Source organism: Leptospira borgpetersenii serovar Javanica, from assembly GCF_003046425.1.
Classification (GTDB): Bacteria; Spirochaetota; Leptospiria; order Leptospirales; family Leptospiraceae; genus Leptospira; species Leptospira borgpetersenii.
Genome location: NZ_QAJG01000013.1, coordinates 80,694 through 103,371 on the forward strand (window position 1 = coordinate 80,694; position 22,678 = coordinate 103,371).

General features: G+C 41.1%; 22 protein-coding genes and 2 pseudogenes. 14 read left to right on the plus strand and 10 right to left on the minus strand.

What is annotated here, in order from left to right; genetic code table 11:
• Positions 1-170 precede the first annotated feature (170 nt).
• Both CLV95_RS12010 and CLV95_RS12015 read right to left on the minus strand, forming a co-directional pair.
• A complete protein-coding gene (locus tag CLV95_RS12010; RefSeq protein ID WP_002732012.1) occupies positions 171-911 on the minus strand; it encodes an LA_1326/LA_4305 family lipoprotein in 741 nt (246 codons plus the stop codon).
• Positions 908-1,276, minus strand: a complete 369-nt coding sequence (locus CLV95_RS12015; protein WP_002753620.1) for an STAS domain-containing protein — start codon at positions 1,274-1,276, stop codon at positions 908-910. Before CLV95_RS12015 ends, CLV95_RS12010 begins: the two co-directional genes overlap by 4 nt.
• A gap of 123 nt (positions 1,277-1,399) precedes the next feature.
• Between CLV95_RS12015 and CLV95_RS12025 the strand changes: the two genes are divergently transcribed.
• The 3 genes from CLV95_RS12025 to CLV95_RS18890 all read left to right on the plus strand — a co-directional run bounded on the left by CLV95_RS12025 (position 1,400) and on the right by CLV95_RS18890 (position 4,372).
• A complete protein-coding gene (locus CLV95_RS12025; RefSeq protein WP_002732010.1) occupies positions 1,400-3,241 on the plus strand; it encodes a hypothetical protein in 1,842 nt (613 codons plus the stop codon).
• 17 nt (positions 3,242-3,258) lie between these two features.
• Positions 3,259-3,978: a carbon-nitrogen hydrolase family protein gene (locus CLV95_RS12030; RefSeq protein WP_026054895.1), complete on the plus strand. Its 720-nt coding sequence runs from the start codon at positions 3,259-3,261 to the stop codon at positions 3,976-3,978.
• A gap of 175 nt (positions 3,979-4,153) precedes the next feature.
• Positions 4,154-4,372 (plus strand): hypothetical protein, encoded by a 219-nt coding sequence (locus CLV95_RS18890; protein WP_051056398.1) that lies wholly within the window; start codon positions 4,154-4,156, stop codon positions 4,370-4,372.
• A gap of 114 nt (positions 4,373-4,486) precedes the next feature.
• On the opposite strand, the gene CLV95_RS12035 is transcribed toward CLV95_RS18890, so the two are convergent.
• Positions 4,487-5,449 carry an ankyrin repeat domain-containing protein gene (locus CLV95_RS12035; RefSeq protein ID WP_002721216.1) on the minus strand — a complete coding sequence of 321 codons (963 nt, stop codon included), beginning with the start codon at positions 5,447-5,449 and terminating at the stop codon, positions 4,487-4,489.
• A 252-nt stretch (positions 5,450-5,701) separates the two neighbouring features.
• Between CLV95_RS12035 and CLV95_RS20095 the strand changes: the two are divergent.
• From CLV95_RS20095 to CLV95_RS12075, 8 genes and pseudogenes are all read left to right on the plus strand, one after another.
• Positions 5,702-5,939: pseudogene (locus CLV95_RS20095) on the plus strand (gfo/Idh/MocA family oxidoreductase); the annotation flags it as partial.
• A gap of 206 nt (positions 5,940-6,145) precedes the next feature.
• A pseudogene (locus CLV95_RS20100) lies at positions 6,146-6,958 on the plus strand (Gfo/Idh/MocA family protein); the annotation flags it as partial.
• Between the two features lie 11 nt (positions 6,959-6,969).
• Entirely contained in the window at positions 6,970-8,676 is a 1,707-nt protein-coding gene (locus tag CLV95_RS12045) for an ABC1 kinase family protein (protein WP_002732002.1), read from the plus strand.
• Complete coding sequence (locus CLV95_RS12050; RefSeq protein ID WP_002721192.1) at positions 8,673-9,221, plus strand: lipoprotein signal peptidase; 549 nt, start codon at positions 8,673-8,675, stop codon at positions 9,219-9,221. The genes CLV95_RS12045 and CLV95_RS12050 overlap by 4 nt, the downstream gene beginning before the upstream one ends.
• A gap of 4 nt (positions 9,222-9,225) precedes the next feature.
• Positions 9,226-9,753, plus strand: coding sequence for a cyclic nucleotide-binding domain-containing protein (locus CLV95_RS12055; RefSeq protein WP_002721228.1), 528 nt, complete (start codon positions 9,226-9,228; stop codon positions 9,751-9,753).
• A complete protein-coding gene (locus CLV95_RS12060) occupies positions 9,746-10,813 on the plus strand; it encodes an AI-2E family transporter (RefSeq protein ID WP_002721234.1) in 1,068 nt (355 codons plus the stop codon). The genes CLV95_RS12055 and CLV95_RS12060 overlap by 8 nt, the downstream gene beginning before the upstream one ends.
• Before the next feature lie 928 nt (positions 10,814-11,741).
• Entirely contained in the window at positions 11,742-12,020 is a 279-nt protein-coding gene (locus CLV95_RS19815) for a FitA-like ribbon-helix-helix domain-containing protein (protein WP_002766275.1), read from the plus strand.
• A complete protein-coding gene (locus tag CLV95_RS12075) occupies positions 12,004-12,402 on the plus strand; it encodes a type II toxin-antitoxin system VapC family toxin (RefSeq protein WP_002721222.1) in 399 nt (132 codons plus the stop codon). The genes CLV95_RS19815 and CLV95_RS12075 overlap by 17 nt, the downstream gene beginning before the upstream one ends.
• A 176-nt stretch (positions 12,403-12,578) precedes the next feature.
• Here CLV95_RS12075 and CLV95_RS12080 read toward each other — a convergent pair whose 3' ends face one another.
• The 3 genes from CLV95_RS12080 to CLV95_RS19820 all read right to left on the minus strand — a co-directional run bounded on the left by CLV95_RS12080 (position 12,579) and on the right by CLV95_RS19820 (position 15,100).
• Positions 12,579-13,502 carry a DMT family transporter gene (locus tag CLV95_RS12080; protein WP_002731989.1) on the minus strand — a complete coding sequence of 308 codons (924 nt, stop codon included), beginning with the start codon at positions 13,500-13,502 and terminating at the stop codon, positions 12,579-12,581.
• Between the two features lie 469 nt (positions 13,503-13,971).
• Positions 13,972-14,838, minus strand: coding sequence for a bile acid:sodium symporter family protein (locus tag CLV95_RS12085; RefSeq protein ID WP_002721214.1), 867 nt, complete (start codon positions 14,836-14,838; stop codon positions 13,972-13,974).
• A gap of 73 nt (positions 14,839-14,911) precedes the next feature.
• A complete protein-coding gene (locus tag CLV95_RS19820; RefSeq protein WP_016749150.1) occupies positions 14,912-15,100 on the minus strand; it encodes a hypothetical protein in 189 nt (62 codons plus the stop codon).
• Here CLV95_RS19820 and CLV95_RS12095 point away from each other — a divergent pair.
• On the plus strand, positions 15,081-15,500 hold the full coding sequence (locus tag CLV95_RS12095) for a hypothetical protein (protein WP_002721206.1): 420 nt from the start codon (positions 15,081-15,083) through the stop codon (positions 15,498-15,500). The two genes, CLV95_RS19820 and CLV95_RS12095, sit on opposite strands and share 20 nt — an antisense overlap.
• Before the next feature lie 66 nt (positions 15,501-15,566).
• Positions 15,567-16,274, plus strand: a complete 708-nt coding sequence (locus tag CLV95_RS12100) for a lysophospholipid acyltransferase family protein (RefSeq protein WP_002731984.1) — start codon at positions 15,567-15,569, stop codon at positions 16,272-16,274.
• A 92-nt stretch (positions 16,275-16,366) separates the two neighbouring features.
• Here the strand turns inward: CLV95_RS12100 and CLV95_RS12105 are convergent, their stop codons facing one another.
• The 4 genes from CLV95_RS12105 to CLV95_RS12125 all read right to left on the minus strand — a co-directional run bounded on the left by CLV95_RS12105 (position 16,367) and on the right by CLV95_RS12125 (position 21,366).
• Positions 16,367-18,208, minus strand: a complete 1,842-nt coding sequence (locus CLV95_RS12105) for an esterase/lipase family protein (protein WP_002731986.1) — start codon at positions 18,206-18,208, stop codon at positions 16,367-16,369.
• A 158-nt stretch (positions 18,209-18,366) separates the two neighbouring features.
• Positions 18,367-18,819 carry a response regulator gene (locus tag CLV95_RS12110; RefSeq protein WP_002721164.1) on the minus strand — a complete coding sequence of 151 codons (453 nt, stop codon included), beginning with the start codon at positions 18,817-18,819 and terminating at the stop codon, positions 18,367-18,369.
• Complete coding sequence (locus tag CLV95_RS12115) at positions 18,812-20,209, minus strand: sensor histidine kinase (protein WP_016561397.1); 1,398 nt, start codon at positions 20,207-20,209, stop codon at positions 18,812-18,814. Before CLV95_RS12115 ends, CLV95_RS12110 begins: the two co-directional genes overlap by 8 nt.
• A gap of 293 nt (positions 20,210-20,502) precedes the next feature.
• Entirely contained in the window at positions 20,503-21,366 is an 864-nt protein-coding gene (locus CLV95_RS12125; RefSeq protein WP_016749152.1) for a class I SAM-dependent methyltransferase, read from the minus strand.
• Positions 21,367-21,452: 86 nt separating this feature from the next.
• Between CLV95_RS12125 and CLV95_RS12130 the strand changes: the two genes are divergently transcribed.
• Positions 21,453-22,487: a CapA family protein gene (locus tag CLV95_RS12130; RefSeq protein ID WP_002721143.1), complete on the plus strand. Its 1,035-nt coding sequence runs from the start codon at positions 21,453-21,455 to the stop codon at positions 22,485-22,487.
• Positions 22,488-22,678 lie beyond the last annotated feature (191 nt).

Sequence of the window (22,678 nt, forward strand, 5' to 3'; positions counted from 1 at the left end):
AAGCGGGGTTATGTATGAACGTGAATTCGGTGCAAGAAATCCATGATTCATTTTTCTGAAAAAAGTCGGGATTTGAATTTTATAAATCTATTATAAAATTGTAGGAACTCCTACTTTTAGAAAATTCCTTCTCATTTTCAACCGCCGAATTCGCGTTATTTTAACAAAAATCAGCCGCCAGGACGATCATTCTCATCGGTAAGTTTGCGGATTTCGTTTCGTTTTCTAGGTTTAAATTTATACTGATCTAATTGTTCGGGATTAAAAATCACCCATTTCCGATTCGGAATGTTTCGAACCATTTGAAATTGAACGATTCCGTTATCCAAAATTTCCGTACCGTCGGAAACGTGATCAAGAGAGATCGCTTTGATGTTGGTCCAAAGAGAAAAATCCAAACCTACATTTTTATCCACGATTTCTCTTTTGATTTTACCGAAAACCACGTTAATTTTATCTTTTTCGCCCCAGATCAAGGCGGTAGTCAACTCTTCCAAAGAAACAACCGATTGAATGTCGTCGTATTTTGAAATCAAAACAAGAACCTTATTTTCGGGAAGAGACTTGATAACTAAAGGGAGATCTCTTGTTACAATTTCCAATTCTCCGTCAGAAAAAACATGATCCGTAAAAGAACCGAGAGACGATTTTTTGACGTACTTCAGGTTTCCTAGAAAAGCCTTCCACTGTTCGGAGGTGAGTTGAAAAGGGTGAACGAACGGCTTCGACGGTACCAACTTCTCAAATAAATCTACATTGATAGGGCTAATCTGAAAATAAGCTACTTCTGCCGAACGATAAATCAGGTTTGAATTGGTGGGCCAAAAGAAAAAATTTCTTTCCTGAACCCAAGAACACTGAACGAATAAAAAGATGAGAAACAAATAGGAAAATTTGAATGTATATTTCATTTGGAATTTTGATCCACAAACTCTTGAAAAATCGGATACTTATTTAGAAACTCTTCATTCGTATAAAGGTTCACGATTCTGTCCAGTCCTGATAGCCGAAATACGGAATTTAAGGACTTATTGAGGCCAAAAATGTTTAGAGTTCCGTTTTTTTCTCGGATTTGATTTCTTACTTTAATGATAATACCGATTCCCGAAGAATCGATGAATTTGACTTTTCCTAGAAAAAAGCTGACGATTTCCGGATTTTCTGTTTTTACGGATTCTTCGAATTCTTTGTGAAAATCCCGAGAATTATCCATGAGGATGTCTTCAAGAACGCTAAGAACGATATGTTTCTCTCGTATCTCGCTTCGGATTATCATCAAATCGAAAAAACACCTGGAAGAAAGGCCTGTCAAGAAGTAAAATGGAGCAGTAACTTTCTTGATTTATTTCTTAGAACTGCGAATTTGAACTGAGACGCGAATTGCAAGGGTTGCACTTATATGGCTGAGTTTGATAAAACGAAACGCTCTATCGGAGTGAATAATCTGGATGATAAGGCCAGAAAAGAAATGTTTAATAAATTCCAGTCTGCCGGCGGAAAAGTCGTCAGTGAAAAGGATAAAAAGAAAGAAGAAGCCGAATTCGGTAGACAACCTAACATTCGTCAAGGTCAGAGAGGTCAGGTTGGTGGAAAAAATTCCCCTTCCCGAGGCGGAACAGCGTCCCGTTCCGGTAGGGGAGGCGGCTCTGTCGGAGGCGCTAAAGGACCTAGTCCGAGAGATAGAAAAGCTCTCGAAGACGAAATGGGAAATTTCATCAATCGTCTTTCCGTTCGGGTAAAATGTTGGTTGGGAAGAGTTACCGGATTTTCCTCTCCCGATCTATTACCTACTTTTTTATCCGACTTTAATCTCTATGGAAAAAAATCCCTTCTTGAATTGAACTTTGTCGGAAATGATATCCTCGGAAACCCGACATACGCGGGAAAAATAGCAAAGGAGCTTGATGCTCAGAATCCCATTTACATCGAACTTTTGGGGAGAATGCATAAGTTATACGATAACACGGAGGTGAATCAAGTGTTAGAGCCGCATAACGCGGCTCCGGATCTACCCGTTGCGATTTCTAGAATCAAAGATCCCTTGTATTCCATTTTTAAAAAATTATACTATGTTTATCCGTTTCAGGGGAGTTATGTGAAAGCCCTTAATCTCGGATACTCCGCTCTGGAAAAACTGGAAGGGAAACCTACCGCTATCTACAACACGAAGAAAAAGCGCGCCCTTCAGGAATTCGATTATCTGTTCGGAACCTTATTCGAAAAACTTTATCTTGTCGTTCTTAGAAGCGAAAACAAGAACATTCCTCTCTTAAGCAATACGATGGAATCCGTTCTCGGAATTCTTCCTGAAGAGAAACCGGGCCATAGACAGCAAGGGGAAGAGTTGGATGAAATCTCCGGAGGTGCGACATCCGAAGAGGACGGCGCTCCGGTAGAAGAAAAGAAAGAAGAAACCAATCCAGAAGATTCCCTCAGTAAGGAACTCAAATACGGTTTGAAACTGATGAGGATACTTCCTCTCGATCAGCTTCGTAAAAAACACGATCCGAGGGGAGAATACGAGGATATTCTTTCCGAGGATAAAGCGTTTTTAACCTGGCTGTTCTTTAAGGAATTTGATGCCGAATATTCTTTCGTGATGACGACTAAAAAGATCGAAATCAAACCTACGATTGTAAATGGCGCTAAGGTCGACTATAGAGAGAAAATGATTGATCATTACGAGACGACTCGGGCTTCAATCGAACAATTTAGGATTTACGATCAGTATTATAAGGAACTAAAAAATCACCTTAAAAATCCGGGCGCCAATTACATCGAAGCCTCTAAAAAAACTAGCGCTTTGGAAACGAAAAAAAGCCAACAATCCAGAAACGTTCGTGTGACGGTTAAAGAATTCGTGGAAAAGACGGCCGAAATTTTGGAGAAACTCATCACAGATATGAAGTCCAAAAAAGAGATCGTCACTAACATGGATGAAATTATGACCTTGGACATGATGGAATCAAAAAGAAGGTTGAATAAAAAGCCGATCAAGCAGTGTATCATGGAAGCGTATTGTTTTGCGATCGCGTTTGCGGGTCGTCTTGAAAGTGGGGATTTATTCGGGGGAGTCACCGAACTTTCTCCTGAAGAAATGGAAAAAGAATTCGGTATCAAAACGGAACAATCTTCTGTCAACGAATCTGATCTAGGAATTCCGGGAGGCGGCTCATCTGGGGGTTCTGAAAAGCTAGATTCGGATTCGTTAGGCGTTGATCCTTCCATTTTAGGCGATTGATCGGGGCGGGTTCGGTTTTGGCGTCCGCAAAAGTCACACTTTTTCAAAAACATATCAACCGACCCGTTTCGAACGATCAGAAACTGAAACTTTCGAAGGAAAAATCCGACTTTTTACTTTTGCCGGAGTATTTTCCATTCTACGATTTGTCTTCCTCTCCGGAAAAACTTTCCGAAAAATCCAAAATCCTTTCCGACGAACTCTTGCAAATTTCCGAATATTATAAAGGTGTAATTATCGGAGGGTCCATGTTCAGGAAGGACGATTTAGGAAAACTGAAAATCAGCGTTCCGATCATTCAGGACGTGGTAGTCGTGGATTGGTATGATAAACAGGAACTTTCCTTCGAAGAAAACGTTGCCACTCCGGGTGATGCGGAAATGATCTTTATCATGGGAGGTTTTCGTTTCGGAATCGTGGCCGGAAACGAGATTCGAAATTCCGAACGTTTGGAGGAATTGAAATCTCAGGGTGTAAACCTTCTTTTTCACATTGATTCCATTTCGGAACCTAATTCCACTCACGCACAGGACTTGGAACATTATGTAAAACTTTCTTCTCAATATGATATTTTTATTGCGAGAGTTGGAGGTGTTGGTGCGGCGTTCGGTCGTAATTGTATCGGTAGAAGTCTTTTGTCCACTTCTTCCGGAGTGAATTGGAAGGTAGCCGAATCGGAAAAGGACAAAGAAGTCGTCAAAACCGTTACAATTAACGGTGTGAACGGTTTATTTTAGGTTTTTAATATTCAAAAATTAGAACGTGTTTCTTGGAATTCCGTCGTTTTTAACGTAATCGCCTAACAAACTTCATGTTGCCTGAGTTGCGGTGAATCTTTGCAAGAAAGACTTCTTGGTTTTTTCTAATCGAATTTTCAATCCGATCTTACAAGCGGAGTTTGGGAACTCAAAAATGTTCCGGGGATCCTTTCGAATTACAAAGGATCTTTCCAGAGAAATTACTTCCAAGGTAGACATTCCTTTTTTAGATATAAAACGAATCGCTTGTAAAAGCGGCCGGATTGAAGGACATCACATGTTTTATCAAACAATTCGAGTGATGTTTCCGCATATCAAAACTTGTCCCAAAACCTCGAATGTAGGAATTCCTACGAGAGTGTTCCAACGATAAAAATCCGTTAGAAAACCATAAATCACCGATCTGCGGGAATTTCCACGCTCTATTACGAACTTATGAAACGATTGTGCTGATTTCTTTTCAGGTTTTGGGACAAGTTCTAAAAAACTACTGAGGAATCTTTTCGTTTGTCCTGTTTTTTTTCAAAATCAAGGTTTCCAAGTCGGTCAGTTTTTGTTTTCTTACTTCTTCCAGAGGAGTTCTTCCCTGCGTATCCGAAATGTTCGGATCGGCTCCTAGTTCGAGTAATTTTTCGGATAAGGCTATTCTCCTTTTGAGAATGGCTTTTAAAAGCGGGGTGATTCCTTCCGCATTCCTATGATTTACGTTCGTTCCGTTTTTTACGAGAAGTTCTGGGATTCGCGGATCGATATCGGATTCTTCCGAAAGAAAATGAAGCGCGTTGTCGACTCCGGTTTGGATCAGTTTTCCATCTTGACTCTTGTCATGAAGGCGGCTCGTATAATCCGCCTTTGCGTTGTTTTTCAAAAGAAATTCTACAATTGAAAAATTTGCCGAAGACGAACCGGCTCCACACGCGAGAAAGAGAGGGAATTCTTCCGGATTTCCCTTATCGAAATTTACATCGGCCTGGTTCTCTACTAGAAATTGCACAAGCACGAGATTTCCGTGACGAATCGCCACATTTAAAATTGAAACGGGAAGAGTTTTTGTTGCATCTACCTTGGAAAGATATTCCAATTTAGCTCCGGATTCGATCAATCGTTTCGGTACCGCGAGGTCGTCTATGTCTAAAACTTTCACATCGAAAAGTCCGGATAAACTTTCCATCAATACGGAACTTCCATCTTTATCCTGGGCGTTTACGTTGGCTCCCGCGCGAATTAGAACTTCCGCGACTTCGGGCCTGTGATCCGCGAGCATCAAAGCCGTTTTGCCTCTGGAATCGGTAGCGTCTACGGAAGCCCCCGCTTGGATTAAAAGTTGCGTTTTTTTAGGATCTCCTTCCTGGACGGATCGTAAAAACTCGCTGTCCAAAGTCGGGTCGGCCCATAGAAGAAGCGGAACGATTAAAAGGAGACATTGGATTTTATGAATTCTTAAAATCATCGTAATATTGATAAACCCTCTACTGTATTAAATCGGATTTTTTACGTGTGGTATCCACATTTTTGAAATCCGCTTTTTATAGGAATCTGAAAACGCTCTCTTACCTTGACCTTTTTTTATTTCAGAAGTTCCCGTTTGTTTTCAGAGTTCTTTCCAATGTATCGATCCATGACCAAAGAATCGCTTCGAAATCCCACCGGGTCAAGTCAAAATAACTCTTGAGTCCGACGCCGGAAATGGTTTCATCATCTTATGATTCCCGTTTTACTCATAGGTCTGGGGAGAATCGCTTCTCTCCTGGAAAAAGATTCCTTTCGTAACCGTCCTTGCACGCACGCCGGAACGTTTTTTTCACCTTGGGGGAAAAAGAAATTCTTCCTTGTAGGAGCGATTGATTCATCTGAAGATCGGAGGAACCGATTTTGCAAAGATTGGAATATTCCGAAAAACTTATGCTTCCCCGATTTTAAAAATTGGGCCTCCTCGTTTTATTCTTCCCAAAGTAAAATAGATCCGGCAATTGTAAGTCCGAACAATAGGTCCGAGTATGATGGGAAAACAAGACGTAGGAACTTTTCGGGAACACAATTTGTTCGTCAAGAAGGTCAGGATTTAGCCGACTTCAAAAATGTACATTCCGTCGATTTGCGACGAAAAAAAAAAGACCACAACTCTTGCGATTCGAATCCGAACTCAATCGACCCCATTTTCTGTCTTGTAGTGATTGCGACTCCTTCCGAGACACACTACCAACTTGCAAAGGCCGCGATCGAGTTCGGGTTCCGTCATCTTTTGGTCGAAAAACCGGTTTGTCATTCTCTTCCGCTTGCGCGCAAACTCGCGGAACTTTGTCGTAAAACGGGAACAGATCTGCGAGTCAATCACGAGAGAAGATATCATCCTCTTTACATTCAAGTTCGTAAATGGATCCAAGAAGAAACGTACGGACCGGTTCGAACGATACGTGCGTCCGTTTTGACTTCCGCACGAAATCCGGGCCGCGCAATCTTGGACAAGACGGGTCCACTCTTTCATGACGGAACCCACGCCGTGGACTTACTCACTTGGTATTTGGGAATGCCGGACCGGGTCGTTTCCATTTTACGATCCTATCCGAATTCTCCCGTAGAAGAACAGGCTTTAGCGCTGATGACTTATCCTAAGGGTGAAACGGTTTTTTTGGAAGCGGGGGGAATGAGAAATTACTTTCAATTCGAGTTGGATATCCAAACGGAGAACGCGCGTTTTCTCGTCGGAAACGACGAGGTTCGTTTTTGGAAATCCAAACCTTCCCGAAAATACAAAGGATTTAAAAGTTTGACTCCGGTTTCAATTTCCGAAAAATCTTCCGCAGGCTCGAATCCATTTCTCAATTTATACGATTCTCTCTTTCGACATTTGTCCGGAAAATCGTCCCGGGTCACCGGGGATATGGAGGAGAATCTTCAAATTCTCACCTTACTGGATATGATCCGGAGAAGAGCCGAAAAAAGATTCCTGGGGGTTTAGAAGTTTCACGTATGCTCGTTTCTTCCGCAGCCGAACCTCAGGAAATCCAATCATACAAACGACACGGTAGTTCCTGGAGATTTTGGAATGCGAGTTCTTTCGTCTGGAAAAAGATATGGTCTATATTCTGGTTTTTTAAACTGGGAAAAATCTTTTTTCCTTCCTATAGGGATAGGGTCGTTCAGGAAAAATTCTTTCGTACATTAGGAGAGGATTGCCGTAATTTTTTCTTATCTATGGGGGGAGTTTATATCAAGCTCGGTCAGTATCTCGGAAACCTCTCCCATATTTTTCCGGATTCGTTTACCGAATCTCTTCAAGATCTTCAGGACAGAGTTCCTCCTCATCCCTTTTCGGAAATCGAAGAACGTTTCCGTTTGGAATTCGGGAAAGAAATCACGAAAGTTTTTCCGGACATTCAAAGCGTCCCCGAGGCGAGCGCGTCCACGGCTCAGGTCCACGTCGCTTCCATCGGGGGGCAAAAGGTTGCGGTAAAAGTTTTATATCCTGGAATCGAGACCTTGATTGCGGACGATTTGAGGAATATTCGCTCTTTTTTGAAAAGAATCAATCGTTATTTATTTCGTTTCGAATACAAAAAAATCCACGATGAAATCACCCATCTTATAACCAGAGAAACCGATCTTCAATTGGAAGCGGATTCTTATGATCGGATGAGACAACTTTTCGCTGAAGAACCGGATTACGTATTTCCGAAAGTGATCCGCCCATTTTCAGGTAAAAGTGTTTTGGTTACGGAATTTATAGAAGGGGTTAAGATTACAAGAGCGGTTCCCGTACTCAAAGGTCAGGCCAAGTCCAGGCCTGTGGAACTTCTTGTTCGTGCCTATGTGTTGATGATTTTTCAGTACCGTTTTTATCATGCGGACCCGCATCCCGGAAATTTAATTTACACGAAAGATGAAAAACTTTGTTTCATCGATTTCGGAGCTGTGGGAGAAATGAATGCGAATAGGGCTTTTGCTCTGAAACAAATCTTTCTCTGTGCGATTGTCAAAGATTATTATGGAGTCGTTTCCGGTCTGGACGACATAGGCGCATTATCCGTTTCTGCGGATCGGGATAAACTCGAAGAGGTTGTTCGTTACTCTTTGGAAAAGTTGGGAAGGTTTATCGCGGACACGGATTACTTCCGGAATCTTTCTCTGGAACAGATTCATACTAGGGAGGATCGACTTTTCTTAAAGGAGATCAATTCCAGTCTGAAGGAAATTTTTAGAATGATTCAGATGCCGGAAAATTTTATTTTCTTAGAACGTGTTCTGGGATTACTGGTAGGGATTACCGCGATTTTGGATCCTTATAGAACCGTTTTGGACTACGGGGAAAAACCGTTCCGGGCCGTCGCCACCGGAAAAGAAGGCGGACTGGAGTTTTCTTTGTTAAACGAAGATAAGAATCTTTTAAGCCATGCCCTTTCCATTCCGGGGGAATTTTATAAAGTACTTCAGAACATCAATCGGGGAAGACTCCAACTCCGAGAGGTGGAGCAACACACTCGGAAGATGTATGTTCTGGGACATCAGTTTTTATATTCCGGATTCCTGGTTGCGGGAATTCATTTCGGAAATTATTATCTCGAAAGAGGAATGGAAATTCAAGGTTGGGGATTTTGGGGAATCTCCGGATTTTTTGGACTGTTAGTTATTTATTCATTTTGGAAACACAAACTTAAAAAGAAAGGAACTCTCTCGTGAAATATTTTGAAAAACGATTTTTAGACGTCTATCGCCCTCTTTATATAGGCGTTATCTTTCTCGGGATCATATTGGATCTTGTGACTAAGTTTCTCGTCATTCTCTACTTTGAACCGCACCGTTATTTGGAGGTGCTTGGAAGTTTTTTCAGAATGACTCTTACCTTCAATACCGGCTTCGTGTTCGGGGCGTTTCAAGATAATGCGATTCCGTCTTTGATCGCAACCGGAATCGCAATTGTGTTTCTCATCGGATACAGATGGAAAAATTACGATCTTGGAAATCCTTGGGGGTGGAATCTCGTTATGGCCGGCGCTTTTGGAAATTTTTTGGATAAGTTCTTCGTAAAAATTCCGGGCACGGGGTTCCGTTTCGGGTTTCAACCGAACGTGGGAGAATACATCGGAGTCGTCGATTTCTTGGATTTCGATTGGCCGGACTTTCTTCTTTTTTCAAGATGGCCTGCGTTCAATGTGGCGGATTCCTGCGTGACGATCGGACTTACGATTTTGATCTTTACGATGAAACTCGAAGAGGAGAAATAATTTCTTGAAAGCTCTCGATCTACCCATCTGGAGAAAATTATTCATTCGTAAGGAAGCGAATAACAAGGCGATCATTCAGTTTCTCAGGGAAACTTCCGTTTTTGGGAGAATGAAAAAAAGAACCCTAATTGAAATCGCAAGGATGGTGCACGTTCGAGAGTATCAGGAAAGTGAAATGGTCTTTCGTCAGGGAGACGTCGGGGCCGGATTTTATTTGGTCTATGAAGGCTCGGTCGTAATCCGTTCCGTTAGAGATGGAATCGAACTTGATCTCGCTCATCTGGATAAGCATTCTTTCTTCGGAGAACTTTCCCTTTTTACGGAAGAAAGAAGAACTGCTAGCGCGATCACTCTTGAACCGACCACGTTGCTCGGATTTTTCCAACCCGATCTCAAAGAAATCATAGAAACAAAGCCGAGGATTGGCATTGAAATTCTCATGAGTCTTTCTACGGTGATCGTAGAAAGACTACATAGAACCAACGGGCTTTTAGAAAAAGCCTACTTCAAAGGAAAACAAAAAAATGCGTGATCCGGAAATCAGGGAATTTTCCGGATACTTCATTCGGACGAGTTTTTTTCTTATTGTTGTTTTTACGACCGTCGTTTCTCTTTGGGGACTTCAATTACTTGCAGTTCCGATCGTGTTGGCTCTTCTGATCTTCTATACGTTTAATGGAATGATCAACGATCTGGAAAGTTTAGGTGTGCCTAGAATTCTTTCCATTGCAATTTTGATGTTGTTCACTAGTATTCCGATTTATCTTTTCATCAATTTAGTCGCTTCTCCGATCGCTTCCACGTTAAATCCGCTTTTGAAAAACTGGAAACAGGATTTGGACGATACAAAGTTCAAATATTTGACCGTAACTGTCAATCTTCAGTTCAATGAATTTCCCGCTTCTTGGAACGAAACAATTCGTCCCGACGAACTGATTAAGAAAATCGCGGAGCTGATGCACGAACAAGTGAAAGGGTTTGTATCTTATATTCCGACTTTGATCGGTTATCTACTTATTACTCCTTTGTTTGCGTTTTTATTTTTACTAAACGGAAACGGAATCTATAAAAGTCTGATCTCCCTGATACCGAATCGTTATTTTGAAATGGCCCTTATGATCACGTATAAGATCAACGAACAACTTACAAATTATCTTAAAAGTCTAATGATTCAAAGTATGATCATCTGTGCGGTTTCCAGCTTGGGATTTTATATCATAGGATTGCCTTACTTTTACATTTTCGGTCTCTTTTTGGGAATCGCGAACTCGATTCCTTATCTAGGTCCGATCATGGGGGCGATTCCACCTTTGTTTTTTGCCCTCGTAATCGGCGGGGCCGGAACGACGGGACTGATGATTTCGATTTTGATCGTGGTATCGATCGCACAGATTATCGATAACTTCTTAGTGCAGCCGGTCGTAATTTCAGGTTCGATGTCTCTTCATCCGATCGTAATCGTAGGTGCGGTTACCGTGGGAGGGGCTGCGCTTGGTCTTGTGGGAATGCTCATCGCGGTCCCGATGGCGGCGATCTTAAAAGTGACGATTCAAACTCTTTATAGTTCGATGAAGGATCATAATCTGCTTTGATCACCACTTGAATTTTAAGAAGATGAATCAGGATTTTGGAATGATGCGATTTTATGAGTTTAGCATTAGGCGAAATTCCGGCTTGAACTTGCATTAACTGGGCCTCTGGTTGTATCCAATGAGCAAGACTGAAGACTCACTCGCTGTATTTTGGTGGGAAGGCGACGGCCATGAGGAAAGGGATGGAATCTACCTTTATGGATTGTGGCGCGCAGAAGAAATCCGCGCTCCGCGCGCGCCCTTTCCGTTCGAACTCGAATCCGGGCACCAGATTGAATGGAGCAGATTTAACAATCCTATCACAAATGAATACTGGAGCGTAATCACTGGGCTGCCCGGGTTCAATGTTGGCCCAGTCAGAAAGACTGGGTGATCTTACTCCGCGGTGTTTTCGCATCCCTTTTAACTGCCGGAGCAATTGTTGCATGGTGTGCCACCAAGGGTTGTTTTTCCGCAAACCTTTTCGATTCCGCGGAAATGGATTGCATATACGCCGCGATGACCCGTCAGCATGGCTTTCATTTAAGCACGTACATTTCTCAAGAGTTCAAGTATCTCGATACCCATTTCCTAACCGAGCTAAAGAGTTTCTTGAAAGTCCAAACTGGCAGATAGCCATTCGGATCGGAACTGTGGCTTCTCGCAGCTCTTCGGGTTGCTCCGCAGCCCTCGCTTGGTCTTCGATACATATTGCCCCTTCAACACTCGGTTCGCTTTGAAGTTTAAGAACGAGTGAACCTTGTCACGAGACGTTTGCTAAGACATCTAAAACCTAGTCTTACTCGCACAAACGCTCGGAGGCGCAACGTCGAGAAGTAGGCGGACATGTTTGACAAAATTTTATTCTAATCAAAAACGATTAAAAGATCATGAATATTGCTTGCAAGTGCATGAAATATTTATTTAACTATTTGCTAAGGTAAAAGTTATGGCAAATTTGCAGGTTCGAGATATAGATGATCGATTATACGAATCCTTAAAACGCAGGGCAGAAATAGAACATCGGTCCGTTAGTCAGGAGGTCGTTATGATAATTGAAAATCACCTTAGGAGAGATAATCTTGAAACAGAGTTACAAACTATTGAGTTTTTGAAATTGTCGAATTCTTGGGTCGATAAACGAGATCCAAAAGAAATTGTTAAAGATCTACGCTCTTCACGTTCAAAAAACAATCGGGATAAGATAGTCAATGAGCTATTTGATTGATACCGATATTATTATTTATAGTTTAAAAGAACATGAGAAAGTTCATAAAAATTTTTTAGAACGTAAGAATGTTTCAAAATCAATTTCTGTAATTACGTACGGCGAACTAATTTTTGGAGCAAAAAAATCGAAAAGTCGAGAAAAGAATTTAGCAACAGTTTATAGAATAGGGGAGTTATTTCCTGTTATCGAACTCACTCGAGGAATCATAGAAACCTTTGGTGAATTAAAAGCTACTTTACAAAAAAAAGGGATTAGCATTGATGATTTCGATCTTCTTATTGGTTCAACTGCTTTGTTCTTAAATTATACTTTGGTGACTAATAATGAAAAACATTTTGGTAAGATTGCAGATTTAAGAATAGAAAATTGGAGTAAATAACTCCAATAATTGCCTAACGTGAACCGAACGTGTCGCCTAACTACGGTTACTTTCGTAAAACATAAGAGTGTGTCCCAAAACCATTCGATCTTATAGGAATCCTCGCGGATTACTGCAATTGTTCCTACGTTTTGGGACACACTCTAAGTCTTTTTAATATACGTCTTCTTTGTTTTTTAAGAATCCCCTTCGGTGTTTGGTTCCGATTTTTTTCCACCGATCCAAAGTGCTCCCGTTAAAACGAGGATGGTTCCTACAAGTCCGGAGAGAGTGATCGGTTCTCCGAGAAATATCCAGGCAAGTAAAATCGTAGACATCGGCCCCACCGAGCCCACAATTGCCGCTTTTCCAGAACCGATCATTCGAATTCCTTCCGTTGTGAAATAAGCCGGAATTACGGTCGTTAAAACTCCGAGAGCCAGACCGTATAGATATACGTTAGTGGGCTGGATCAGAGATGCCGGGTGGCGAGTGAACAAAAAGTGAATTATGACGATCGAACCGGATAAAAGCATTAGATACGAAGTGAATCGCACCGAACCGAGTTTCGGAATCAAAGATTCGCTTCCTACGAGATATAAAGCGTAAGCGATCGCCGATCCGAGTACGAACAGCACACCTTTCGTTGTATTTGGTCCTTCAACTTGAATGTCTCCTATGAACGCGACCACGATTCCGGAATATGTGATAAGAATCGCAAATATTTCCGCTCTTTTGATTTTCCTTTTGAAAAGAATAGAACCGATAATGAGGACGATCGTAGGATATACAAATAAGGTAATTCTTTCCAAACCCGCAGAGATATATTCCAAACCTATAAAGTCGAATAGACTCGCCAGGTAATAACCTAAAAAGCTGAGAATCAAAATTAAACCCCAATCTTTTTTTGTGAGATTTACGAAGTTATTGTTCGTATTTCCGGAACGGTAGGCGATCCAAGCGAAAAACGGAATTGCAAACAACATTCTGAGTGCGAGTGCCGTAGTCGAATCGATATTGTATCGATAGACCAATTTGACAAAGATCGCCTTTGCGGAAAAGAAAACAGCTCCCGTGAAAACGAGAGAGATTCCCCAAAAGGGCTTCCATTTGGATTCCATAGATCCATCTCTTATTCCCGAGGTTTTTTTAAAAAGATTTTTTCGTCAACGGAAGGCAAGAAATTCCTGATGTTTTCGTTCTTTGACTTTTGGGATCCGGATATAACAATTGCTTAAAAAGAAGGAATGTTTGTATCCCAGAAGATGACCCCTTCTTGAATGAGAGTTTTTTGTTCGACCTAAAATGAACCCTCTTGTCTTGGTTTTCGTTTTCCAGGTCCCGAAAATCTGAAAGCTCGGGATTCCGGAAAATGCAAAAACGAATTCGAAAGCCGGTTTGATCGAGTGAATATTTATTTTATAATATTCTAATTTTTGATCTATAATCGTTTTCTCTTAAGAACTTGTCCCCAAACTTCGTAAAAATATCATCGTGAATTTTTCACAAAACGAAGAAGGCCCACATTCGGAGGACTGATGACAGTGTCGCGGCAATGCTGTTTTTATAAAAGACGTTTTGGGATAGGTTCTAAGTTTGATTCGGGATTCTATTCGTCCAGATCGAAAATAGTCCTCCCGTGGCAAACATAATCAAACTGTAGATTGCGGACGGAATCGCCATTGCCGGATTGTTTAGGATTGTACTTGCGATCGCGATTCCTAAGGTTCCGTTTTGAATTCCCACTTCGATCGTGATGGAAGTTCTTTGGGAATGTGTGACCTTCATCAGAGTCGCTCCCAAATAACCTAATATCATGGTAATTAGATTGAGTGCCAAGGAAGCGGGACCCACCTGGATGAAAAATGGTACGATATTTTGCCTTTCGCGGACAATGGCACCTGTGATGATTAGGATCAGAAAAATTCCGGAAAGAACTTTTATCGTTTTTTCGAACTTTCGGGAAAATTCCGGTTTTTTCGCGTTGAGAATCATTCCGATCGACACCGGTAATACTGTGATTAGAAAGATTTGGAGAATCGTTTGAGGAATATTGAGTTCGATCATTTGTCCAGATCCGAGAAAATGGTGCATGGACATATTTAAAAGAAATGGGATCGAAAGAACGGTTATGCAACTTGTTATTGCGGTTAACGTTATGGAAAGGGCAACATCTCCTTTTGCAAGATGAGTTATAAGATTGGAAGTCGCTCCTCCCGGGCAGATCGCTAAAAGAATCAGACCTACGGAAAGCTCTCCCGAAAGCCCGGATATACTTGCGATCAGCCATCCTGTGATTGGCAAAAGCAGCAGTTGCAATGCTAATCCCGTGAGCACCGCTTTGGGAAGGACGAAGATTCGTTTAAAGTCGGCTAAGGTGAGTGTCATTCCCATTCCGAACATGATGATACCTAACGCGACCGGAAGAAATATCTTTGTCAGTAAATTGGATTCCATTGTTTAAGACCTATTTTTGTTTCAAACTCTGTACAAAAGTTATTGCTTAAAGTCCACAGAATTTTTGAATTCCTTAAATTTTATATTTCAGGTTTTCTTGCGGTGAAACATTCGAAAGAAAAATAGAAGAATCTGAATTTAAAATTTGATTTCTATCTTGTATTCGATTTGATGGGAGTTTCTCCACGGATTTTTTGTAAAAATTTGACAGATGGCAGGATAGGGCCATATTTCCGGACACGATGAAAAACCTGAAGATCATTTATTCCACTTTGTTAATCGGTTTGGTTTTGTTCGGTGGCGTTTTTGTGTTTTTTACAAGTCCGAACGGAAGTTTATCTGAGGATAGTAGTGGAATTATTTTGGGAATCACGATTTTCCTTTTACCGATTTCTTGGTATATTCCTTTATTTTTTGCTAAAAAGAAAATGATTCCGGATCGTTTGGGGCCGAAAGAGAAATTCGTATCTTATTCTCAGTCTAAAATTTTTTCCGTGATTCTTTTAGACGCAGGTTATGTCATCAACGGCGTCTTTTATTTCGTAACCGCCTCCTTTGTTCATTGGATCGGAATGGGATTTTTTTTTGCAGGTATATTGATTTTATTTCCTAGGGAGAAAGAGTTTTCCTCTTTGTATAAAACGCAGGAGTTCCCTCCTTAGATTAAAGCGGATATAACCTAAAAAAGAGATGATGAATTTCCAAATTCGGAAAAATCTCGTGCTTACATGGAAGAACGTTCTGTCACTCATAAAGACAAAAAGCAGTCTCTTAAAAGAAAGTTTTTAATTTGGCTCATTCCGTTCCTTGTAGTCAATCTACAGAAACTAATCGGGTTTACTTCTCGAAGAATCAATATCGGAAACGAGAGTATCGAGAAAATCCGCAGAGAAAAAAAACCTTATATCCTTTCCGCTTGGCATACGAATGTTTTATATTCTCCTTATCTCAACCGAAACTTAGGATTGGCCATTCTCATTTCCGAATCCAAAGACGGAGACTTTATCGCTCAGGTTGTTCATCGATTCGGCAATTGTAGCGTTCGAGGAAGTTCTTCTAAGGGAGGCTCCAGAGCTCTCAAAGCATTGATTACTCATCTTAAAAAAAATCTTCCTGCGGCGCTTACCCCCGATGGTCCTAGAGGCCCGGCATTAGTTGTGCAACCCGGTCTGATCGCTTCTGCTCAGATTTCTCAAGCTCCGATCGTTCCGTTTCATTACGAATGTACGCGTCAATGGATTGCCGAAAGATCCTGGGACAAACATAGAATTCCGAAACCGTTTACCACTTTCGTGGTTTCGTACGGAGAGCCGATTTATATCCCTAGGGATTTGGATGAAAAAGGTTTTGAAGAGGCTCGCCTGAAAGTGGAAAAAGCGATGCTCGAAAACCGACAGAGGAGCATCGATAAGGCTGAGGAATTAAGAACAAGATAATATTCTTAACTTTTTTATATCGAACTCACGTTAAGTAGCATCCGAAACATACCTCGGAACAAAATACCAATTTTACGAACTAAAACATCGTTTTATGGGGCGTGTTCTTTTAAAATCCTTTTCACTTCTAAAAAAGTAGGAGGATGATTCTGCACCGAATGTTCGGACTGGATCAGCGTTTCCGATTCCGAGTTTTCCAGATGAGAGCTTTCATATGGAACAACCGTATCGCTGATCCAATCCAGGTCGGCGAGTTTAGAATTTCCAATAATGGAATGAAACTTCACTTGCGGTTTATAGTCTTTCGTTACTTTCATAAAAATGCTTTTAGGTGCAAGTCCGTCGACTCCGTACACTCTTGGAACTATATCTCCTTTTTTGTGGTTAGGGTTTAGGAATTTGTAACCTTCCTCGAATTTTTTGATTACTTCTTTCGGAATGATAAAAAGAAATCTTGCGATCGAACCTAAGATTCCTTCCGCTAAATTGGATCCTTTATGTGGAGTGGCTATGAAGATCGCTCTTTTTACGAAAGGTACCGGATCGAAGTCGACCAGTCTGCTGATTTCTTGTTTGGTTTTTTCGTTTATCGTATCGAATACGGAATAGGGAATCTTGGCTGCGTCCATCCATTGTTCTTTGTTACTGTGTGTAACTGCTAATTTTACGATCAATCCGCCCATACTATGACCGACTAAAACGGTTTGATCGAAACTTTTGTGTTCTTTGTTTGGGTCGTAAGTTTTTCTCAGATCATATAAAGTATCTCTAAAGTCCGCTGCGGAAAAAAGGATCGGATTGACTGTGGGATACCAATATACCCAGAATTGGTATTTCGCTTTAATTTCCGGATCGGAAAGAAGTTCGTTTATCATCGGAAACCAAATGAAAGGTGAAGACGCCAAACCGTGAAGAAACACGACCGGAATTTTATCTTTATGATAGGGATAAACGAGATAGAGTCCCTTTCTGGACATACCCGTTTCTCCGTCAAAGATTGCCGATAAATTATCTTTTTGTTGTGCAATCGTTAGCATATAAGCGAGGGGGGTGGTTGTATCGCTTTCCATAGGTAATTTTATTCCGTCTAACGTGATTTGATCTCGGAAAACGGGATCGTAGACATGAATTTTAGCGCGCAAATTCATAAGGTCCCTGTTTCCTAAATACGATTCCTCCAAGCTTACGAATGCGGTTGCGGGGTAAGCCTGTCCGACTCCGTTGATGAATTCGTATTTGATTCTTTCCTGGGATTCCTTTGCTGGAAAATTACGATTAAGAATCACCGGAGTTCCGATTCCGTACTTGCTGATATGATTGGAAAAACCTTTCACACGATAGTCATAAGTAACTTCGATTTGCAGAAAATTTTGAGGACTCCAAGCTGTTTCCACTTCGGCGCTCGACATCTGTAAGGTTCCTCGGATCAAGGGAAGACTTAAGTCGGTGACGGCGGCCAACTTCCGATTTTTTTTTGCGTAACGTACCAGTTGTGCTAGAGAGCGATTGTAAGTGGACAAAGCGAATCTGAATTCCGCGGAGAATGGGTCCGGCGCCGGAGAAGCCTTCTTATCGAACAAATACGTGTACGCATAGACTAATGAGGAAGCGTACATCTTTGCGAATTGGGAGTCTTCCATATCCAACGAATTTCCCGTAAGATAACAGAGTTCGGCAAGATAGTAGGCAAGATTTCTAGATTTATTTGTGATCAAATCATTGTCCAGATCGTAAATTACCACTAAAGGATTTTTTTCGAACTTGTCGTAGAGGTCGTTGCTTTTCAGATAGCGGGTGGTCAAAAGGCTGAGTTGATTCGAAGAGATGCTGCTTAGGTTTACGAGTTTTTCCTGTTCAAATTGAGAATAACTCGATGTTGAATAGGTGGCGCACTGTAGAATGAAAAGTAGAAAGAACCAAAAATAGAATTTCATCGTTTGAGAACCTAATTCCGATCAATAGATAGGTTCCTTCGGCGAATGACAAGTAAAAAGAACGTAGATGGTTACTATCTTGTCTGGCATTTCATACGATTGTTTACGGATCAGTTTTTATTTTTAACCGTTTTACGGTGAACAATCCGACTAAAACATCATTTACCTATACCTTGATTCACTAAAATCCAATAGAATCCTATTTCACTGGCTACTTCGCTAAACTTGTCGAAATCAAGAGGTTTTACTACGTAACTGTTCACTCCGAGTCTATAACTTTCCACGATGTCCTTTTCTTCGGCGGAAGAAGTGAGGATAACCACGGGAAGCATTTTCGTAAATTCCTCGCTTCTTACTCTGCGAAGCACTTCGATTCCGTCTACTTTGGGCATCTTCAAATCCAAAAGGATGAGAGAAGGTAATTGTGCTTTATCCCGATTCTCGTAACGTCCGGTCGCATATAAATATTCCAAGGCTTCTTCGCCGTCTCTGACGAGTTTCACTTGATTCGTGAGATTGTGTCTTTTTAAGCTTCTGAGAGTAAGTTCCGAGTCTTGCGGATTGTCTTCCGCGTATAAGATTGAGATTGATTGGTCCTGAAGATCATACATGATTGTCGCCAACTCCTAGGGTAAAATAAAAACAAGCGCCTTCGTTCAATTTGCTATTTCCCCAAACCTTACCGTTGTGTCTTTCGATCACCCTTTTTACGATGGCAAGTCCGACTCCGGTTCCTTCAAACTGGTCTGCGTGATGTAGCCTTTGAAAGATATTGAATAGTTTATGTTGGTATTTCATATCGAATCCTGCCCCGTTGTCTTTTACGAAGAATACGGTCTCTCCATTGTTTTGGTAGGATCCGATTTCGATTTTCGGATTTTCTTTCTTTTTGGAATATTTGAAGGAATTGGAAATCAAATTGAATAAAAGTTGTTTCAGGAGACTGGGGTCCCCTTTTGTCGGAGGGAGATTTCCCACGACGGTTTCCATTTTCATATCCGGATAATAGTTCGCTACTTCCTCGAGGATTTTTTCCGCTATGGATTGCATATTCACGACGGAGAATATGGGCTCTCTTCTTCCCAATCTTGAATATTCCAGAAGATCGTCTATGAGTTCCCCCATATTCTCGGAGCTTTGAATGATTATGTTGACGATTCTACGGCTTTCCTCTCCGAGTTCCGTTCCGTAATCCTCCAGTAGTATTTTAGAAAATACTAATATACCTCGGATTGGAGAACGAAGGTCGTGTGAAACGGAATAAGAGAATGCTTCTAAGTCTTTGTTCGATCTTTCCAGTCGTTCCGAATACGTTTTGAGATTTTGATTGGATATTTCCAATACGCTTTCCGCTTTTTGACGACGTTGACTTTCTTTATAGATGGACCAGTTTTGAAGGAAAATGAAAAGAAGATTCAATGTGATTCCGGAGAAAAGCAGAGTGACCGATATCGTCAGATGCATTTTCGAATTGTTTTTTCGCATGTTTAGAAGTCGAAGTTCTTCCGTTTTTATATCCTGAATGAGGGATTTGATTTTTTCCGATAGGTCTTTTCCCTGTGCGGAACGAAATAGAGTCAAATAATATTGCATGGATGCGTGTTTTCTCATTAAAACCAATTTGTCCATGTAGGAAAACTTTTCATTTAAGTGGGTTTCTACGAGAGAGAGTCTTTGCTGCTGGGAAGGGTTATCGATTACATTCTTTCGAAGTTTTTCAATTCGTTCTAAAACTAGACTTTTACTTTTGAAATAAGCGTTTAGTTGTTCTTGGTCCAGATACAAAATATAAGCTCTTAAAACGGCATGGGCTTCGTTAAAGGCGGAAAAAGTTTCTTCTATGCTCAAGAGTACTTCTCGGGTATATACTTCCCATCTTTTGAGTTCTAAGGATTGTTTTAATGTGTAATATGCGGATCCGATCATAATGAAGTTCAATACAACGATTCCGATCAATCCGTAGGCGATATTCTTTTCAATTGTATTTTTCAAAGGAAACACCTCGAGCACGATTCAGTATTAGGAATCGCTCATTCACCCGAAGCCTAAACCTAGCGATTCCGAAAATAAAAATTGCGATCACTCTTTTCCTTTACCATCTCTAAAATGGCAAGAAAAACTTAAAATCTTCGCCTTAAAAATGAAATCGTCACAGTATACTTTTGCGGGTTATAAAGGAGGGTTTATTTTTGAACCAGACGTTTGTATGATGTATTTTAGGTTTTTCTGAAATAATGTGACGAAATTTTGTCCGGAAAAAATCTTTTTTTATTCCGCGTCCGCGCGAGAGTTTTTCATTTTCCGAGACACAGGGCCATCATATCACCCTGGTCTAAGAATTTTACCATGGGGTCGGCGATACGCTTTAGAGTTTTATAAAATAAAGAGGCTTCTTTTTTTGTTGTAAATCCGCTTCCGTATGTGATGTGTTTTTTCTTTTGGAATCCGAGAGAATCGCAGAGTTTTACGATTCCAGGCAGCGAATAATAATAAAGATGTTCCGGAACGTTCAAGTATCTCCAAAAAGGACCTTGCAGTTTTGCGAGGATTCCCCATCTGCAAGTGGAGAGGATGACTCTTCCTCCGGGTTTAAGGTGTGTATAAATTTTCTCTAATGTTTCTTTGGGTTTGTGAAGATGTTCGATGGAAGCCCAGAGTGTGATTAGGTCGAACTTTTCCGTTTCGGGCGGTTTCCATTTCAAAAAGTCGATTTGTTCCACTTTGAGTTTTAATTTTTCGCGGGCAAATTTGACAGGAGCTTCGGCAATGTCCATTCCATGGGAATCCCATCCTCTTCTTTGCATGTAGTCTACAAAATAACCGGCCGCGCAACCGACATCAAGACAACGTTTTTCAGATAACAGGGTATTTTCCCAAGTCTGAAAATCCAGATCTTTCAGATTGAGTTCAAATACTCTAGAGATCTCGTTTCTGATTTCGTTTGAAAAATAGTTGTCATAACCTCTATCACTTCGTTTTAAAAAATATTCTTCCGAATAATAGGAGGCTACTTCTTCTGGAGAAGGTTGAGGATTCACCTGTACGAGAGCGCAATATTTACACTGTACGATATGAAAAAGTTCATTCTTATGATTCGATTTGGAAAAGAGGGGTTTAAATTTGGAAGAGCCGCAGGTATTGCAGGGTATTTTTTCCATTCTATTAGTCTATCGGACCGAATCGGGATTCCTTTGATAGAAATTCTACTTTACGAGTTGCTTTCTCTTGAAACTCATGAAAAGACATGAAACAAAGTGTAATTCTTTCCATTCTGTTCGTTTCCTTTCTTTTTTCGTTCGAACTTCCTGCAGAGGCCGATGCCACAATTAGAATTAAAGCGGTGGGGGATATGGTTCCGGGAACAAATTTTCCGCAACCTTTGAAAATTCAGGATCCGAGATCGTTTTTGTTCGGAAAGGTAGAGAGTTATCTCAAGGGTGCGGATGTTCTGTTCGGAAATTTTGAAAGTACTCTAACGAATTATCCGAACACTTCCAAGGACACTTCCAGGAAAATGATCTTCGCGTTCAGAACACCTCCTTCTTATGCGAAGGTTTTAAAAGAGGTCGGGTTTGATATTTTAAGTATTGCTAATAATCATTCTTTGGATTTTCACGAGCAGGGTTTCGAAGACACTCAGAAAAATCTTTCCGATGCCGGTATTCGTTATACCGGTAAAAAGGGAATGATTACGTATATGAATGTGAAGGGCATTTCCGTGGCTTGGATCGGTTTTTCTCATCTGAAGTCGCATAATAACGTGAACGAAATCGGAGCGGGTGTTGCTCTCGTAAAAGAAGCGAAAAAAAAGGCTCAACTTGTTTTTATTTCATTTCACGGCGGAGCGGAAGGTGGTCCGGCCCTTCACGTTAAAAATCAGATGGAACGTTTTTACGGAGAATATAGAGGGAACTTAGTCGAGTTTAGTCATTCTCTGATTGATGCGGGGGCGGACTTGGTGATTGGTCATGGTCCTCATTTGGTGCGTGCGATGGAATTGTATAAGGGAAGGTTGATTGCTTATTCTCTCGGTAACTTTATGGGTTATAGGGCTCTTTCTTCTAAAGGAATCGTCGGTTATTCTCTCGTATTGGAAGCGGAAGTGGACTTTCAAGGCAAGTTCGTGAAAGGTAAGATCATTCCTTTGCAGTTGGATTCCGCTTCGATTCCGGAGTTCGATCCCGAAAGGAAAACGATTCATCTGATGAAAAAATTAACTAAAGAAGATTTTCCAGGCAAGGGACCGAAAATAGCGGATGACGGAACGATTTTACCCTGAAACGCGACCCATAGAGAGCGTTTCAGCCCCGAATAGCGAGGAGCTCACAACGTTAGTTGTGAAATCAACGCGACCCATAGAGAGCCATAACCTTACCCACAAATACTTGGATCTGAAGATAAATCTGTCGGAATTACTACAAATCCTCTGTGAAACTTACGCCCCACCCTGATTTTGGGTGGAGGGGAGAG